Origin of the sequence: Tabrizicola sp. (assembly GCF_041913445.1) — a bacterium.
Lineage (GTDB): Bacteria > Pseudomonadota > Alphaproteobacteria > Rhodobacterales > Rhodobacteraceae > Tabrizicola.
Window position 1 is genome coordinate 13,355 of the sequence record NZ_JAYSFG010000019.1, and the last position, 14,855, is coordinate 28,209.

A 14,855-nucleotide genomic window follows, 5' to 3' on the forward strand; every position below is an offset into this window, starting at 1 on the left:
CAGCGAAGGAGACCCCGAATGAGCCTGGACCGCGCCGAGATCGAAGCCGCCACCCAACCCCTGAACCGTGCCCGCTCCATGCCCGCGGGCTTCTACACCGACCCCGCGATCTTCAAGGCCGAACGCGAAAAGCTGTTCCTCAAGCACTGGTTCTTCCTGTGCCGCGCGGAAGAGCTGCCAACCCCCGGCGACTACCGCGCCTTCGACAACCCCGGCGGCCCCATCGTGCTGATCCGCGGCAATGACGGGCAACTGCGCTGTTTCGCCAACTACTGCCGCCATCGCGGGTCAATCCTGCTGGAGGGGTCCGGCAACGTCGGCGGCCGCATCACCTGCCCCTACCACGCCTGGAGCTACCTGAACGACGGCCGTCTCTACGGCTGCCCGGACATGAAGGACGCCGAAGGATTCGACAAGGTCGAGAACGGGATGGTGGCCCTCGACCTCGACCAGTGGGAGGGCTTCGTCTTCGCCCGCTTCACCAAGGACGGCCCGTCCTTGCGAGAGCACCTGGGCGACTTCCCCGACCGGATGGCATCGCACAAGCTTGGCGCCATGCGCTGCACCTGGCGGGTCACGCTCGACGTCGCCTGCAACTGGAAGCTCATCCTCGAAAACGCGGTCGAGACCTATCACACTGGCATCGTCCACCGCGACACCGTGGGCGCGCAGCAGTCGCGGTCCCCGGAGACCCGCGGCAACTGGATTACCATCCAGGTCATTTCCGGCCGCTCCATCGCGACCCTGGGCACCGACCAGCCCCCCTTCCCGCCCATCGACGGCCTCGACGACGACGCGCGGATGGGCACCTACTTCACCGTCATCTTCCCCACCGTCCAGTTCGCCGTGGCGCAGGACTGCCTGTGGTGGCTGAACACGATTCCGGTCAGCGAGTCCCGCACGATCCTTGAAGTCGGCGGCTGCTTCCCCGAGGACCGGCTTGGCCTTCCCGACTTCCAGGCCCGCGCCGAACCCTATTACGACCGCTGGGAGCGCGTCGCCAAAGAGGACGTGGGCATCCTGGAAAAGCAGCAGCGCGCCTTGGGTTCGGCACTTTACAAGCCCGGACCGCTGTCGTGGCGGGATGACATGGTGCAGGCCATGGGCCTTTGGGTGGTGGACCGGCTGGGCCTCTGAGGGCAGCCGCTGGACCGCCCGGAAGGCCCCGACGCGCGGCCCTCAGCCCTGCGGCGTCATCGCCTTTCTTTGCCGGGCGCGTTCCAGGCCAAGCTTGCGCTCGCGCCAGATGATCAGGATCCCGGCAGTCATGATCAGCGCCGCCCCTCCCAGCATCGGCCAAGTCGGAACCTCGGCAAAGACGAAGTAGCCGATCCCCAATGCGAAGATCATCGAGGCGTAATCGAAGGGCGCAACCAGCGAGGCATCGGCCTCCCGGTAGCTGGAGGTCAGGAGGATCTGGCCAAGCCCGCCCAGAAGGCCCGCAAGGACCAGGATCGCTGCCTCTTTGCCCGTGGGCCAGACCCAGCCGAACGGCAAGGTGGTCAGGGACATCGCCGTGGCGGTGACGGAAAACCAGAAGACGATGGCCGAGGTCTGCTCGGTCGTCACCAGTTTCCGCACGAACACCTGCGCCAGAGCCGCGAAGACCGCCCCGCCAAGGACCAGCATCGCCCCAAGCGCCTCCGCCACCCCTGCGGCTCCGGGGTCGATGGACAGGCGCGGGGCGAGCACGATGAGCACGCCCACCATCCCCAGGATGACGGCCGAGATGCGGAAGGCGCGCACCTCTTCGCCCAGGAACATCGCGGCGAAGACCACGGTCAGAAGCGGCGCGGCATAGCCGATGGCGGTGACTTCCGGCAGGGGCAGATAACCCAGCCCGGCGAAACCAAGCCCCATCGCCATCGTGCCCACCACGCCCCGCCAGACATGGCCCAGGGGCTGCACCGTCTTCAGCCCCGTCCGCAGCTCGTGCCGCCAGGCGAGCCAGGCCATGATGACGGGGATGGCGAAGAAGGACCGGAAGAATACCGCCTGCCCCGCCGGGACATGGTCGGCGGTGGACTTGATCAGACTGGCCATGACGATGAAGACCAGGACGGAGGCCAGTTTGAAAGCAATGCCGCGCAGGGGGCGCATGGAGGGGTCCACGGAAATCACGGCAAAAAGACGCCGCACCGGGCTTGAGGTTCCACGATCGGCGAGGAGAATGCCATGCCCAAAACGCCCGAACCCAGCGGAATTGAGCGGGGGCAGCCCTGGAGGCGCGACGGTGGAGGGGTCCGAAGTCTTCCGGCTGTCCACGGTGGACATTTCCGGTTTTTCATTCGGAGGCAAAGGTTTGCCCGCGGACGTCAGGGGTTTGTTAACCCTGTTACCCCGCCTTCCTCTTGCCGCCTCGCGTGCAAGCCGCAAGGCGGCCGCGGTGGGGGTTTTCCACCCCCACACCCCCGGAGGATATTTGGGCAAATGTGAAAGGTCTGACGGCGGCTGGGTTGGCCTAGCGCCAGCGAAGCTCGGCCAGGAGCGGCAAGTGGTCGGAGGGCTGATGGCCCGGCGCCGGCGGGTGGCCGAGCGGCACGAGGTCGAGGTCGGGGGAATGGACGATCCGGTCTAGGGGCAGGAAGGGCCGCCGCGCGGGAAAGGTCGGGTCGGTCGGCAGGATCACGAAGGGAGTGGCGATCCGGCCAAGGCCCACCCGCCGCGAGTGTTCGTTGAAGTCGCCGAGGATCACCGTGGGCCGCGTCGGGTGGCGGTTCAGCGCGGCCTTGATCGCGTCAAGCTGGCGGCGGCGCGCGGCGCGCAAGAGGCCGAGATGCACCGCCACGACCCGAAGCGGCGCGGGCGTGTCGAGATCGACGATCACCGCGCCCCGCGGCTCATGCCCCGGCAGGTCCAGGTGGTCGACCCCAGTCAGGTGGATGCCGGGTCGGGCGAGGAGCGCGTTGCCGTGCCAGCCAAGGCTGACGGCATTGCGGCCGATGGGCAGCGGCTCGAGCCCGGTGAGCGCGCCGATGCGGTCGCGCGGCAGGGCCGAGGGGCGGTCGCCAAGGCGGCGGTCGGCTTCCTGCAAGGCCACGATGTCGGCCTGGAGGGCGGCGATCGCGGCGAGCACCCGGTCGGCGTCGCGGCGCCGGTCGGTGCCGACCGCCTTGTGGATGTTCCACGAGGCGACCCTGAGGCTGGGCTTTGAATCCGGGGTCATGCCCCCAATATAGAGATCAGGACCAGGATCGGGAGAGGGCAATGCCGGCACCATCGGCCATCGTTCTGAACGGGATCCGCCTGCTTCTGGCCGGCGAGGCGCTGGTGGCGGCCTGGAATGGCGTCTGGCCGGCGGTCTTCGTCACGCTGGCGGCGCTGGCCCTGACGGCGCTGCCGGGCCAGATCGCCAGCCGCGTCGGCCTGCGCTTTCCGCCGAGCTTCCTGGCGGCAATCGCGCTGTTCGTGCTGGCGACGCTTTACCTTGGCGAGGTCTATGATTTCTACGACCGCTTCTGGTGGTGGGACCTGGCGCTGCATTTCGGATCCGCGATGGGGTTCGGGATCCTGGGTTTCCTGATGGTCTTCATGATGTTCCAGGGCGACCGCTACGCCGCGCCACCCTGGGCGGTGGGCGTGCTGTCCTTCTGCTTTGCCATGACGGTGGGCGTGCTGTGGGAAATCTTCGAATACGCCATGGACACGCTTTTCGGCTTCAACATGATGAAGTCCGGCCTGCCCGACACGATGGGGGACTTCATGGTCAACACGCTGGGCGCGGCGCTCGCGGCGGTGGCCGGGGTGATCTACCTTCTGGACCGCGCAGGCCGGCTGGGCGCGCCCTTCGACGTCTTCATCGAGACCAACCGCACGCGGTTCCGCAAGGTCTTTGCCCGGAAGAAGCGTGGGTGAGGGGGCGCAAGGCCCCCTGCCCTGTCAAAGCGCCGCAGCGATGGTTTCCGCAATCGGCGTCGTGGGCCGGCCGATCAGCCGGCTGAGCGTGCGGCTGTCATCGGCCAGTGCGCCATCGCCCGCGCGGGCATCGCTGTCGGCCAGGACCTGGGCGAAGCCTTCGGGCAGGCCGAAGCCGGTCAGGGCCTTGGCATAGTCGGCCTGGCTCATCGGGACATAGGCCACGGGCTTGCCGGCCGCCTTGGCGACAGCGGCGGCGAAATCGGCCCCGCTGTGGGCGGTGTCGCCCGCAAGCTCATAGGTCTTGCCCGCATGAGCCCCGTCCAGCGCGGTGACGGCGATGGCCTCGGCATAGTCCTTGCGGGCGGCCGAGTTCACCCGGCCCTCCCCCGCCGCCCCGATGATCGCGCCGTGCTGGACGGCCGCGCCAAGCGCGCCGGTGTAGTTCTCGGTGTACCAGCCGTTGCGCAGGATCGTGGCGGGGATGCCGCTGTCGCGGATGGCAGCCTCGGTCGCGATGTGGTCCTGCGCGAGGATCATCGGCGAGGCGTCGCCCTTCAGGATCGAGGTGTAGATCAGCCGCTTCACGCCCGCGGCCTTGGCGGCGGCGATGGCCTTGCGGTGCTGGCCCGCACGGTCGTTGAAGTCGTTCGAGGAGATGAGGACCAGTGTCTCGACCCCCTTCAGCGCGGCCGGGTCGGCGGTGGTATAGTCGAAGGCGCGCGTCTCGACGCCCAGGTCGGCGGCTTTCGCCGGGTCGCGGGCAAGGGCCACGGGCGTCGCGCCGCGGGCCTTGAGGGCGGCGATGGCGAGGCGTCCGAGCTGGCCGGTGGCCCCTGTGATGGCGATGGTCATGGGTCTCTCCATTGGTTGACGGTGGAGAGATATCGGATTACTTACGAAAAGGAAGTACGTACAAATTTGTTAGTATACCGAAAGGCTGCACAGCATGATGGAACGCGATGCACAGGGGCTTCTGGACGGCTGGCAATTGGGCAACGTGCTGGCGGCGGACTGCCCGTCGCGCGTGGTGTTGAACCACCTGACCAACCGCTGGGGCACGCTGGTGATGGTGGCGCTGGCCACGGGGCCGCACCGCTTTGCCGAGTTGCGGCGAAAGGTCGGGGGCGTCAGCGAGCGGATGCTGAGCCAGACACTGAAGGAGCTGGAGGCGGACGGGTTCGTGTTGCGGACCGCGCATCCGGTGGTGCCGCCGCACGTGGATTACGAACTGACCCCGCTGGGGGTGGAGGCCGCAGGGCACGTGGTGGCGCTGGTCGGCTGGATCGAGGGGGCATTGCCCCGGATCATGGCCGGGAAACTGGCGGTCGCGGCGGAGTAGCGGTCAGGCGGGTTCGGTGGGCGGTCCGAAGCGTTCCAGCATTCGGGTCCGGATCTGGTCGCGGGCCTGCCGGTAGGCGGCAAGTTTCGCCTCCCGTGTCTCGCCCAGGCCCGTGGGGTCCAGGATCGGCCAGTATTCGATGTCGAGGTGGTGGAAGCGCGTCAGCTCCAGGGCCATGCGCTGGCTGGCGGGGGAAAGCGCGATGATCAGGTCGAATTGGGACAGGTCGTCGCCCCAATCCTGCATCTCGTCGAAGGAGCGCGAGCGGTGGCGGGAAAGCTCGATCCCAAGCTCCTTGCAGACCGCGACGGAAAACCCGTCGATCTCCATGTCGTTCTTCACGCCCGCCGACTGCACATAGGCGCGCTGGCCGTACATCTGCTTCATCAGCCCTTCGGCCATCGGGGACCGGACGGCGTTGTGATCGCAGCAGAAAAGGACGCTTTGGGGGAAGTCGCCCAACGTCAGCCCCAGTGCAGGACGCAGATCAGGGTGAAGAGCCGGCGGGCGGTGTCGGTGTCGACCTCGGCCTTGCCGTCAAGGCGTTCGCGCAGGATCGAGGCGCCCTCGTTGTGGATGCCGCGCCGGGCCATGTCGATGGCCTCGATCTGAGACGGGGGCAGTCGTTTCACCGCGTCGAAGTAGGATTCGCAGATCTGGAAATAGTCCTTCACCACCTGCCGAAAGGGGCCGAGCGAAAGGTGGAATTCGGCTGCCTTCTCGCCGGCTTCCGTGGCGATGTCGAAGACGAGGCGGCCCTCGCGGATCGCCAGCAGCACGCGGTAGGGGCCTTCCGGCATCTCGCGGTCGGGCCGGCGGGCGGGGGTGAAGGAGTTCTCCTCCAACAGGTCGAAGATCGCGACGCGGCGTTCCTGTTCGATCTCGGGCGTCGGGCGGGCAAGGCCCTTCTCGTCGATCTCGATGTGGCAGATGCGGTTCATGTGGTGTCCCTGCGGTTCCGCCCGTGATGCAATGCCACGGGGTCGCGGGTCAAGCGGGGATGGGCGGAAGCTCTGGCGCCTCAAGGCCCTGGAACGGGTCGGCCCAGGCCGGGATCGCCTCCAGCCGGGCGTACCAGGCGGCAAGGGCGGGGTAGTCCTGCAGGGGAAGGCGCATGTTGGCGTTCCAGGGCAGGAAGGTCGCCATGCGGAAATCGGCGTAGGAGGGCGTGGCGCCGGTCAGCCAGTCGCGCGTTGCAAGGTGCAGTTCCAGGATCGGTGCCGCGTCGTGGAACAGGCGGTGCCCCTCGGCGATGGCTTCGGGGTCCTGCGGGCCGATGTGGTAGCGCAGCTTGGTGCCGGTCTCGAAGCTGACCATGTCGCAGGCGCGGACGAAGTTTTCCTTTCCCCAGCTGATCCAGCGGATCATGTCGGGTTGCCCCGCGCCCTGCCGCCAGAAGTCCGATCCGACCATCTGCGACAGGCGGCAGGCGATGGCGTCGGCTTCCCAAAGCGGCTCTGCCCCCTCCTCCACGAGGATCGGGATGCGCTGGGTGGGGTTCAGCTTCAGGAAGTGCTCGGCTTGGCCGGGGGCGAAGGGCGCGGCCCATTCCAGAGTGACCGGGGCGTCCAGATAGCGGGCCACGGCCACCGCAAGGCGGGGATTCGGGTTGCGGGAATAGTAGAGCGTGGGCATGGGGCCTCCGGGTCGGGGCCAGCCTGCCCGTCCTGCGCGAGGGCGTAAAGACGCTATTCGTTCAGCCGGTCCAGCCTTGCGCGCACGGACAGGCCATGCGCCTGCAGACTCTCCGACTTTGCCAGCCGCTCGGCCGCCGGGCCAATCGCCTTCAGCGCCGCTGGCGTCATCTTGGCCAGCGTCGTGCGCTTCATGAAGTCCAGCACCGACAGGCCCGAGGAGAAGCGCGCCGACCGGGCGGTGGGCAACACGTGGTTCGGCCCGCCGATGTAGTCGCCGATGGCCTCGGGCGTGTACTGTCCCAGGAAGATGGCGCCGGCGTGGGTGATCTGCTGGCTCAGTGCCTCGGGGTCGGCCACGCAAAGCTCCAGGTGTTCCGGCGCGACGCGGTTGGAGAGGCGTGCCGCTTCGGCAAGGTCGCGGGTAACGATCACCGCGCCGTGCTGCGCCCAGGAGGCCCCGGCGATAGCGCGTCTTTCCAGTGTTTCCAGGCGCTTGGCGACCGCTCTTGCGACGGCGTCTCCGAAAGCGGGGCTGTCGGTGACCAGGATCGACTGCGCGCTTTCGTCGTGTTCGGCCTGGGACAGGAGGTCCAGCGCGATCCAGTCCGGATCGTTGTCCCCGTCGGCGATGACGAGGATCTCCGAAGGGCCCGCGATCATGTCGATCCCCACCCGCCCGAAGACCCGGCGCTTGGCGGCGGCGACGAAGGCGTTGCCGGGGCCGGTGATCTTGTCCACGGGCGCGATGGTTTGCGTCCCGTAGGCCAGGGCCGCAATGGCTTGCGCCCCGCCGATCCGGTAGACTTGGTCGACCCCGGCGATCTTCGCGGCGAGGAGGACGAGCGGGTTCACCTTCCCGTCCGGCGTCGGGCAGGCAATGACGAGCCGCTCCACGCCCGCAACCTTGGCCGGGATGGCGTTCATCAAGACGCTGGAGGGATAGGAGGCAAGGCCGCCTGGTACGTAAAGCCCTGCCGCCGAGACCGGCGTCCAGCGCCAGCCGAGCGTGGCTCCAGCACTGTCGGTCCAGCTTTCGTCCTGCGGCTTCTGGCGGACGTGGTACGCGCAGATGCGGTCCGCCGCGAGTTCGAGGGCCGCGCGGTCCTCTGTCGAGACCTTGGCGATCTCAGCGTCCATCTCGGCCTGGGAAAAGGCGAGCGTTTCGGGGGTCAGGTTCAGCCGGTCAAAACGGGCGGTCAGGTCGATGACGGCCTGATCCCCCCGGGCCCGGACATCGGCGATGATGGCGGCGACGGCCTGGTCCACATCCTCGGCCTCTTCGCGCTTTTGCCCGAGAAGCGTCTGGAAAGCCGCTTCGAAGCCTGCGTCGGCGGTGTTCAGGAAAACGGGCATCGGGGCCTCCGGCTGGTCGCGGGTCAGATAGCGCGGGAGGGCCGGGCGCTCAAGCCGGGAAACCGGGACCGATTTCTTCAAAGAAATCGAAACGGAGCCTTTGAAGGCTCCGGTCCGGAGTTTTCGAAAACTCCGGTTCAGTCGTGGCGTGGAACCTTGCCCGAGGGGGCGCGGTATGGGCGGGTGACGTCATCCAGCCGGACTTCCAGCGCCTCGACGTCCAGCGCAATGGCCCCGTCCCCGGCCAGAATCATCGTCAGGCGACCAGTACCGTCCTCGCCCGGCTCGAAGGAAATGGACAAAACGGACAATACGAGGTCCTTGCCGCTGCGATCAAAGCCGAAGGATTGCACTTTTCGCACATCCTCGACCACCAGCACCGAGCGCACGCGCTCATAGGCCCGGCCCACGCGCTCGGCCTCGGACCGGTCCTCCCAGCGGAAGCGGTTCACCAGCGCGGCGAAGCGGCGGCGCTTTGCGTCATACTTCAGTTCGGTCACCGGCAGGACGGCATCCTGGACCAGCGAGGAGAGAACCTTCAGGTCCTCGGCATCCTGGGCGATTAGCCGCAGCGGTTCCTCGCCGCCCTCCTCGAACCGTGCATCGGTCATGCGCTGATCCGCTCGATATGCGCCCCGCAGGCGCGGAGCTTCTCTTCCACCCGCTCATAGCCGCGGTCGAGGTGGTAGACGCGGGAGACGACCGTCTCGCCTTCCGCCGCAAGGCCCGCCAGGATCAACGAGACGCTGGCGCGCAGGTCCGTCGCCATCACCGGCGCGCCCTTCAGCTTTTCGACGCCCGTAACCTTGGCCGTTCCGCCGTGTACGTCGATCTTGGCGCCCATCCGCATCAGTTCCGGCGCATGCATGAAGCGGTTCTCGAAGATCTTCTCTTCCAGCACCGAAACCCCCTCCGCCGTGCACAGCAGCGCCATCATCTGCGCCTGGAGGTCAGTGGGGAAGCCCGGGAAGGGTTCGGTCGTCACATCCACCGCCTTCACCCGGCCGTTCTTGCGGGAAACCTTGAGGCCCCGGTTGGTCTGGGTGACCGAAACCCCCGCCGCGTCCAGCTTTTCCGCAAAGCTTTCCACCAGGTCGAGTGTTCCGCCGATGCATTCCACCTCGCCACCGCAGATCGCGGGGACAAGCATGTAGGTGCCGAGCTCGATCCGGTCGGTGACCACCTGGTGCGTCGCGCCGCCCAGCCGGTCAACGCCCTCGATGGTGATGGTGGACGTGCCCTCGCCGTCGATCTTCGCGCCCATCTTGCGCAGGCAGCGGGCCAGGTCGACGATCTCCGGCTCCCGCGCGGCGTTCTTGATGACCGTGGTGCCCTTGGCCAGCGTGGCGGCCATCAGGGCGTTCTCCGTGGCCCCGACCGAGACGAAGGGGAACTCCACCACCGCGCCCTTGAGCCGGCCGCCGGGGGCCTTGGCATGGACATAGCCGTCGCGCAGGTCGAGGTCCGCCCCCATCGCCTCCAGCGCCTTGAGGTGCAGGTCGACGGGCCGCGCGCCGATGGCGCAGCCGCCGGGAAGCGAGACGGTCGCGGCACCGTAGCGGGCGAGCATCGGGCCGAGGACCAGGATCGAGGCCCGCATCTTGCGGACGATGTCGTAGTCGGCCTTGAAATTGGTGATCGAATGCGAAGACAGCGCCAGCACCAGCCCATCCTGCAGGCTGGCGACTTCGGCCCCAAGCGACTGGAGGAGCTGCGTCATCGTGCGGATGTCCGACAGGCGCGGCGCGTTGGTCAGCGTCAGCGGCTCATCGCTCAGCAAAGTCGCTGGCATCAGCGTCAGGCAGGCGTTCTTCGCCCCCGCGATCGGGATCGCCCCCGAGAGCGCCCCGTTGCCGCGCACCAGAATCGAATCCATCCGCCTACTCCTTGTCCCCGGTTTCCCCGGCCGCGTCTTCGGCGGTCCGAGCCCTTGCCTGTGCCTTCCGCCGCGCCATGTTGGCCTTGAGCGCCGCCTTCAGCCGGTCTTCCCGGGTGGCAGGGCGTTCAGGTTTCCGGGACTTTTCGCCAGGCGAGGTGTCCGAGGGGCTGCGCATGGGGAAGGCTTCTACCCCAAGGTCGCCTGTGGGTCCAGAGAGGGTCGGAATTCCCTCCCCTACCCCCTTGCGCCCCGTTTCGATTGCGTCTAATCACCCGCCACCAACGGCGCTGCAGTAGCTCAGTGGTAGAGCACTCCCTTGGTAAGGGAGAGGTCGAGAGTTCAATCCTCTCTTGCAGCACCATCTATCCCCTTGATCTTGAAGAAAACCCTTGCATCGTTGGGCTTCTGCCCATTCTGATGTTACAAAATGCGTTACAAAACGGGTTCCGGACGTGGCGAGGAAGGTAAGGTATCTGCTGGAGCGAGATGGGCGCTACTATGCCAGACTCGTCGTCCCGGTGCATCTTCGAAGCTACCTGGAGGGCAAGACCGAGCTCAGGGTGCCGCTTGGTGCGGACTACCGAGAAGCGACCAAAGCGATACACGGCGCAGTCGCAGACTTGCAGTTCAGATCAAGCAGGCTGAAGTCAGAGCGGCCGACGCGGGCGTCGGACCACGATCTACGTCTCCGTTTGAACTTTCCGCAGAGCAGATGGCCCTGCGCCTGTATCGAATCCGCATAGATCAGGATTCGGAAGGTCGTGAATCAAGCGAGACCTATTCGTCCATTTTGGTGGACGACACATATGCGGCCGTTCCGAGAACTTGTTGGAGACCAGATCGAATACTTTCGTAGTCGAGGGCACACCTCGGTCGAGTTCGGAACTGAAGGCTGGCGGAAGCTGGCGATGGCGTTGTGCGCGGCAGAATATGAAGCGCTCACACGGGTCGCCGCGCGAGATGACGGAGGTTTCACCGGGCAGCCGGTCCACCCCATCCTGGTTACGGCGGAGCCAGTTGTCCCTGACCTGCCTCCTGTGTCCCTCAGCGGCCTTTTCGATGACTATATTGCATCGCGAAGGCGCCTCGGCCGAGGATCCGAGGTAGAACGCTGCTGGGCCCCAGTGTTCGCGGATCTGCGCAAGTTTCTCAGGCACGACGACGCACGGCGGCTGACAAAGAAGGACGTGCTGCTGTGGCGCGACCGGCTGCTGAAGTCGAAGTCCCCAAAAACGGTGCGAGATGTCTGGCTGGCGTCCCTGCGTGCAGTGTTAAACTGGGCAGTCAGTGAAGATCGTATTCCGCAGAACGTTGCATCCGATGTTAGGCAGGACGTTCCGAAGCGGTTGCAGACGCGAGAAAGAGGATTCACTGAGCAGGAAGCTATCGCGATCCTTCAAGCTGCAATGGATTACAAAAAAGGCGAAAAGGAGAGTGAGAAGACGGCAGCCGCCAAGCGTTGGGTGCCGCTCCTTGCGGCTTTCTCAGGCGCGAGGGTGACGGAGCTCACCCAACTCAGGAAACAAGACGTTCGCACCGAGAACGGTCGCAGGTTTATCAGGATCACACCTGACGCGGGTAGCGTGAAGACAGGGATCTATCGCGATGTGCCGCTTCACAGTCAGGTCGTTGATCTCGGCTTCGGCGAATTTGTCGATAACGCTCCTGACGGCCCCCTGTTCTTCTTGGCCAGCTCCACGACAAGCGCACTCTCCGGTGCACGAACAGTGTCCGGCCGCCTGAGTGAATGGCTTGGGTCCTTGAAAATCGTGCCGCCGGGGGTTCAGCCCAATCATGGCTGGAGGCACAGGTTCAAGACCCTAGGGCGTGAACTAGGCTATTCAGATCGGGTGGTGGATGCGATCTGCGGTCATGCAGGCCGAACCGCCGGTGATGGATATGGTGATGTCACTCTGGAAGCAAAGCTGCGAGTAATCGATGCGTTGAAGCCTTATGCACTCAAGACGCATACGGCCCGTGGACATCAGCAAGCTGATCTTTCTCCGCTGTCGTGTGCTGCGTCTTAAGTTTTCCGAAACACGAACTCCGGCAGGACTGTTTGCGCCAGCACACAACGGCTCCGACCTTGCCTGAGAAAGATGCGTTCGCTCCGGCGGCGCCCAGTTTCCGGACATTCGCCCAAGCACCCTTCGCTTCGAGTCGAGGATAAGCCACTTGCGCTGCAGCGATGGCGGCATGTGTCGAGCTTGTGTCGGGCAGCCGCCCCGCATAGGAAAGGTCCACGGTCGACAGGTCTGGCAAAATGTATTGATCCAGATCGGGCAGGTGGTCTCCGGGTGGCGTCTCAACCTTTCGCAGTAGTTCGCTTTCACTGTCTGCGCGCACGAAGGCGTGCGACCCGCTTGTCACGACTGAGAGACTCCGGCGCGCTCGCGTCATCGCCACATAGAACAGCCGGCGCGGTGCTTCTCCATCCTCGCCTTTCGAAAGGGCCTGCCAGCCGCCATTCAGGATGACCACGTGATCAAACTCCAGTCCCTTGGACCGGTGCGCAGTCAAGAGCAGGAGCCCTCTCTGCGCGGTGCGGATGTTCTGCGCCCATTCTGCTAGCCACTCGATCGCGTCAGGGACCGGAGTAGTCTTGTTGCCAAGCTCGCGCGTGAGGCTTGCAATGTCCTCGGCGATCAGATCCACCCATTGGTTCGGGGTCTGGGCCCATAGCCGAAATTCGATGGGTCAATGAACGAGGAAGTTCCCGCGTTCACACATCCCTGATCACGAAACCGCGACCGACGTAACGCACCGTCCCCTCTCTACGAACTGCCTGGTGAAGGGCAGATGGCCTTTCCGGTTTGACAGGGAGATTGACATGACTGCGACGACGTCCCGCTTCGTTCTTGGTGCTTCTCTGGCCTGCGCGCTTGGCGCGGTGGCCGTGACGCCCGTGATGGCCGAAGAGATGGAGAAGTGCTTCGGCGTGGCACTGGCCGGGCAGAACGACTGTGCGGCGGGACCGGGCACGACCTGTGCCGGCACGTCGAAGGTCGACTATCAGGGCAATGCCTGGAAGCTGGTTCCGGCGGGCACCTGCCTGACCATGGAACTGCCCGCTGCCGAGGATGGCATGGCGCGGAACGGCTCGCTCGTGGCGCTGGAGGGGTTTGTTCCTACGGCCTGACCCCGGGGGGCGCGGGGGTCGTCCGCGCGCCCGTTTCCATCTATCGGACGCGCTATGACCATAGCTTCGCTTCCCCCTATGCCCGGTGTCGGCTTCAAACCCGAGCATTTTGCCGCGATCCGCGACGACGCGACGGGGATCGGCTTCTTCGAGGTGCATGCCGAGAATTACATGGGCGCGGGTGGGCTGCCCCATGCGCACCTGTCGGCGATCCGCGCGGATCATGCGTTGTCGGTGCATGGGGTGGGCCTGTCCATCGGCGGGGCGCGAGGGTTGGACCGTGACCATCTGGCCCGGGTGAAGCGCCTTTGCGACCGCTATCAGCCCGAAGGTTTCTCCGAACATCTGGCGTGGTCCAGCCACGGGGCGGAGTATCTGAACGACCTCTTGCCGCTGCCCTACACGGAGGAGACGCTGCAGCTGGTCTGCGATCATGTCGACCAGGTGCAGGCCGTTCTGGGGCGGCGGATGCTCATGGAAAACCCGGCGACCTATTTGCGTTTCGCGCAGTCGACGATACCCGAGACGGAGTTTCTGGCCGAGGTGGCGCGGCGGACGGGGTGCGGGCTCTTGCTCGACGTGAACAACGTCTTCGTGTCCTGCACCAATCACGGCAGCGATCCCCGCGCATGGCTCGCGGCCTTCCCTCTGCATCTGGTGGGAGAGGTTCACCTTGGCGGGCATGACGCGGAAGAACTGCCGTCCGGTCCGCTCCTGATCGACAGCCACGGCGCGGCGGTGGCCGATCCCGTCTGGACGCTGTTCGCCGAGGTGATCGCACGGGCCGGGCCTTTGCCGACGCTGGTCGAATGGGACAATGACCTGCCCGACTGGCCCGTATTGGCGGCCGAGGCGGCGCGGGCGGGCGAGATATTGGCGAAGGAAGGGATGGGCCTTGCGCGCGCATCCTGATTTCGTCGCGGGTTTCGACGCGGCGCTGCGGGGCGGGGCGGTCCCTGCCGGGCTGGTGGCGCGCGATCCGGCGGAGGTGGAGCGGCGCTTCGCCGTCTATCGCAACAACGTGGCCGTGGGTCTGGGTGAGGCTTTGGCGAGCCGTTTCCCCGTGGTCCGGCGGTTGGTGGGCGAGGCGTTCTTTGCTGCAATGGCGCGGATCTATGCCGAAACCGACCGCCCGAGATCGCCGGTTCTGGCCGAATGGGGTGCGGGGTTTGCCGGGTTTCTGGAGGCGTTTCCGCCGCTCGCGGCCTATCCCTATCTGGGGGATGTGGCGCGGATCGAATTCGCGCGGGGGCAGGCGTTCCATGCGGCGGATCGGGGGCCGGTCGATCCGGCTGCCGTTCTGGGGGCTGATCCTGGACGGGTGCGACTGGTGCTGCATCCCTCGGTCACGCTTTTGCCGCTTGCCCATCCAGCAGTGTCGATCTGGGCGCGGAACCAGCCGGGCGGGGAAGGTCTGGCGTTGGCCAGGGGACCGGAGACCGCGCTGATCCTGCGGGACGCTGCGTTTCAGGTGCCGGTGCGGGCCGTGGGCGCGGGGGATGCCGCGCTCCTGCGGGCGGTTCTGGATGGGGAAGGTCTGGCCATCGCAGCGGCCAAGGCGCTGGGTGCTGAGGCGGGGCATGATCCGAAGCCGCTGCTCGTGTCGCTGATGCAGGCAGGGGCCATTGTCGATGCAAAGGAGTGAGGCGC

19 protein-coding genes and 1 tRNA gene are annotated in these 14,855 nt (G+C 66.1%); 9 read left to right on the forward strand and 11 right to left on the reverse strand.

Annotation, left to right across the window (positions count from 1 at the left end; all coding sequences use genetic code 11):
* Positions 1–18 precede the first annotated feature (18 nt).
* On the forward strand, positions 19–1,137 hold the full coding sequence (locus ACE3Q6_RS17520; protein ID WP_374435253.1) for an SRPBCC family protein: 1,119 nt from the start codon (positions 19–21) through the stop codon (positions 1,135–1,137).
* A gap of 42 nt (positions 1,138–1,179) precedes the next feature.
* Here the strand turns inward: ACE3Q6_RS17520 and ACE3Q6_RS17525 are convergent, their stop codons facing one another.
* Positions 1,180–2,100: a DMT family transporter gene (locus ACE3Q6_RS17525; RefSeq protein WP_374435256.1), complete on the reverse strand. Its 921-nt coding sequence runs from the start codon at positions 2,098–2,100 to the stop codon at positions 1,180–1,182.
* 361 nt (positions 2,101–2,461) lie between these two features.
* Positions 2,462–3,166: an endonuclease/exonuclease/phosphatase family protein gene (locus ACE3Q6_RS17530; RefSeq protein ID WP_374435258.1), complete on the reverse strand. Its 705-nt coding sequence runs from the start codon at positions 3,164–3,166 to the stop codon at positions 2,462–2,464.
* A gap of 41 nt (positions 3,167–3,207) precedes the next feature.
* On the opposite strand from ACE3Q6_RS17530, the gene ACE3Q6_RS17535 reads away from it, so the two are divergent.
* Positions 3,208–3,855 carry a hypothetical protein gene (locus ACE3Q6_RS17535; RefSeq protein WP_374435260.1) on the forward strand — a complete coding sequence of 216 codons (648 nt, stop codon included), beginning with the start codon at positions 3,208–3,210 and terminating at the stop codon, positions 3,853–3,855.
* A 24-nt stretch (positions 3,856–3,879) separates the two neighbouring features.
* Here ACE3Q6_RS17535 and ACE3Q6_RS17540 read toward each other — a convergent pair whose 3' ends face one another.
* Complete coding sequence (locus ACE3Q6_RS17540; RefSeq protein ID WP_374435262.1) at positions 3,880–4,710, reverse strand: SDR family oxidoreductase; 831 nt, start codon at positions 4,708–4,710, stop codon at positions 3,880–3,882.
* A gap of 97 nt (positions 4,711–4,807) precedes the next feature.
* Between ACE3Q6_RS17540 and ACE3Q6_RS17545 the strand changes: the two genes are divergently transcribed.
* On the forward strand, positions 4,808–5,197 hold the full coding sequence (locus tag ACE3Q6_RS17545; protein ID WP_374435264.1) for a winged helix-turn-helix transcriptional regulator: 390 nt from the start codon (positions 4,808–4,810) through the stop codon (positions 5,195–5,197).
* Between the two features lie 3 nt (positions 5,198–5,200).
* Here ACE3Q6_RS17545 and ACE3Q6_RS17550 read toward each other — a convergent pair whose 3' ends face one another.
* The 7 genes from ACE3Q6_RS17550 to ACE3Q6_RS17580 all read right to left on the reverse strand — a co-directional run bounded on the left by ACE3Q6_RS17550 (position 5,201) and on the right by ACE3Q6_RS17580 (position 10,241).
* On the reverse strand, positions 5,201–5,599 hold the full coding sequence (locus tag ACE3Q6_RS17550) for a low molecular weight phosphatase family protein (RefSeq protein ID WP_374435266.1): 399 nt from the start codon (positions 5,597–5,599) through the stop codon (positions 5,201–5,203).
* 62 nt (positions 5,600–5,661) lie between these two features.
* Positions 5,662–6,138, reverse strand: a complete 477-nt coding sequence (locus ACE3Q6_RS17555) for a UPF0262 family protein (RefSeq protein WP_374435268.1) — start codon at positions 6,136–6,138, stop codon at positions 5,662–5,664.
* 49 nt (positions 6,139–6,187) lie between these two features.
* Positions 6,188–6,832, reverse strand: a complete 645-nt coding sequence (locus tag ACE3Q6_RS17560; protein WP_374435270.1) for a glutathione S-transferase family protein — start codon at positions 6,830–6,832, stop codon at positions 6,188–6,190.
* Positions 6,833–6,885: 53 nt separating this feature from the next.
* Positions 6,886–8,187 carry a histidinol dehydrogenase gene (hisD, locus tag ACE3Q6_RS17565; RefSeq protein ID WP_374435272.1) on the reverse strand — a complete coding sequence of 434 codons (1,302 nt, stop codon included), beginning with the start codon at positions 8,185–8,187 and terminating at the stop codon, positions 6,886–6,888.
* A gap of 137 nt (positions 8,188–8,324) precedes the next feature.
* A complete protein-coding gene (locus tag ACE3Q6_RS17570; RefSeq protein WP_374435274.1) occupies positions 8,325–8,798 on the reverse strand; it encodes a DUF2948 family protein in 474 nt (157 codons plus the stop codon).
* Complete coding sequence (murA, locus tag ACE3Q6_RS17575) at positions 8,795–10,063, reverse strand: UDP-N-acetylglucosamine 1-carboxyvinyltransferase (RefSeq protein ID WP_374435276.1); 1,269 nt, start codon at positions 10,061–10,063, stop codon at positions 8,795–8,797. The genes ACE3Q6_RS17570 and murA overlap by 4 nt, the downstream gene beginning before the upstream one ends.
* Positions 10,064–10,067: 4 nt before the next feature.
* On the reverse strand, positions 10,068–10,241 hold the full coding sequence (locus ACE3Q6_RS17580) for a hypothetical protein (protein ID WP_374435278.1): 174 nt from the start codon (positions 10,239–10,241) through the stop codon (positions 10,068–10,070).
* A gap of 111 nt (positions 10,242–10,352) precedes the next feature.
* Between ACE3Q6_RS17580 and ACE3Q6_RS17585 the strand changes: the two genes are divergently transcribed.
* From ACE3Q6_RS17585 to ACE3Q6_RS17595, 3 genes are all read left to right on the forward strand, one after another.
* Positions 10,353–10,427: transfer RNA gene (locus ACE3Q6_RS17585), tRNA-Thr, on the forward strand.
* Between the two features lie 91 nt (positions 10,428–10,518).
* Positions 10,519–10,809 carry a DUF6538 domain-containing protein gene (locus ACE3Q6_RS17590; protein WP_374435280.1) on the forward strand — a complete coding sequence of 97 codons (291 nt, stop codon included), beginning with the start codon at positions 10,519–10,521 and terminating at the stop codon, positions 10,807–10,809.
* A 381-nt stretch (positions 10,810–11,190) separates the two neighbouring features.
* Positions 11,191–12,093 carry a tyrosine-type recombinase/integrase gene (locus ACE3Q6_RS17595; protein WP_374435282.1) on the forward strand — a complete coding sequence of 301 codons (903 nt, stop codon included), beginning with the start codon at positions 11,191–11,193 and terminating at the stop codon, positions 12,091–12,093.
* Here the strand turns inward: ACE3Q6_RS17595 and ACE3Q6_RS17600 are convergent.
* On the reverse strand, positions 12,026–12,721 hold the full coding sequence (locus tag ACE3Q6_RS17600) for an ATP-binding domain-containing protein (protein ID WP_374435284.1): 696 nt from the start codon (positions 12,719–12,721) through the stop codon (positions 12,026–12,028). The genes ACE3Q6_RS17595 and ACE3Q6_RS17600 overlap by 68 nt on opposite strands.
* A 175-nt stretch (positions 12,722–12,896) precedes the next feature.
* On the opposite strand from ACE3Q6_RS17600, the gene ACE3Q6_RS17605 reads away from it, so the two are divergent.
* From ACE3Q6_RS17605 to ACE3Q6_RS17615, 3 genes are read left to right on the forward strand one after another with little or no spacing between them, the layout of a single operon-like run.
* A complete protein-coding gene (locus tag ACE3Q6_RS17605; protein WP_374435286.1) occupies positions 12,897–13,205 on the forward strand; it encodes a DUF2282 domain-containing protein in 309 nt (102 codons plus the stop codon).
* A gap of 54 nt (positions 13,206–13,259) precedes the next feature.
* Positions 13,260–14,117, forward strand: coding sequence for a DUF692 family multinuclear iron-containing protein (locus tag ACE3Q6_RS17610; protein WP_374435289.1), 858 nt, complete (start codon positions 13,260–13,262; stop codon positions 14,115–14,117).
* Positions 14,101–14,850: a DUF2063 domain-containing protein gene (locus ACE3Q6_RS17615; RefSeq protein ID WP_374435291.1), complete on the forward strand. Its 750-nt coding sequence runs from the start codon at positions 14,101–14,103 to the stop codon at positions 14,848–14,850. The genes ACE3Q6_RS17610 and ACE3Q6_RS17615 overlap by 17 nt, the downstream gene beginning before the upstream one ends.
* The last annotated feature ends 5 nt before the right edge of the window (positions 14,851–14,855 follow it).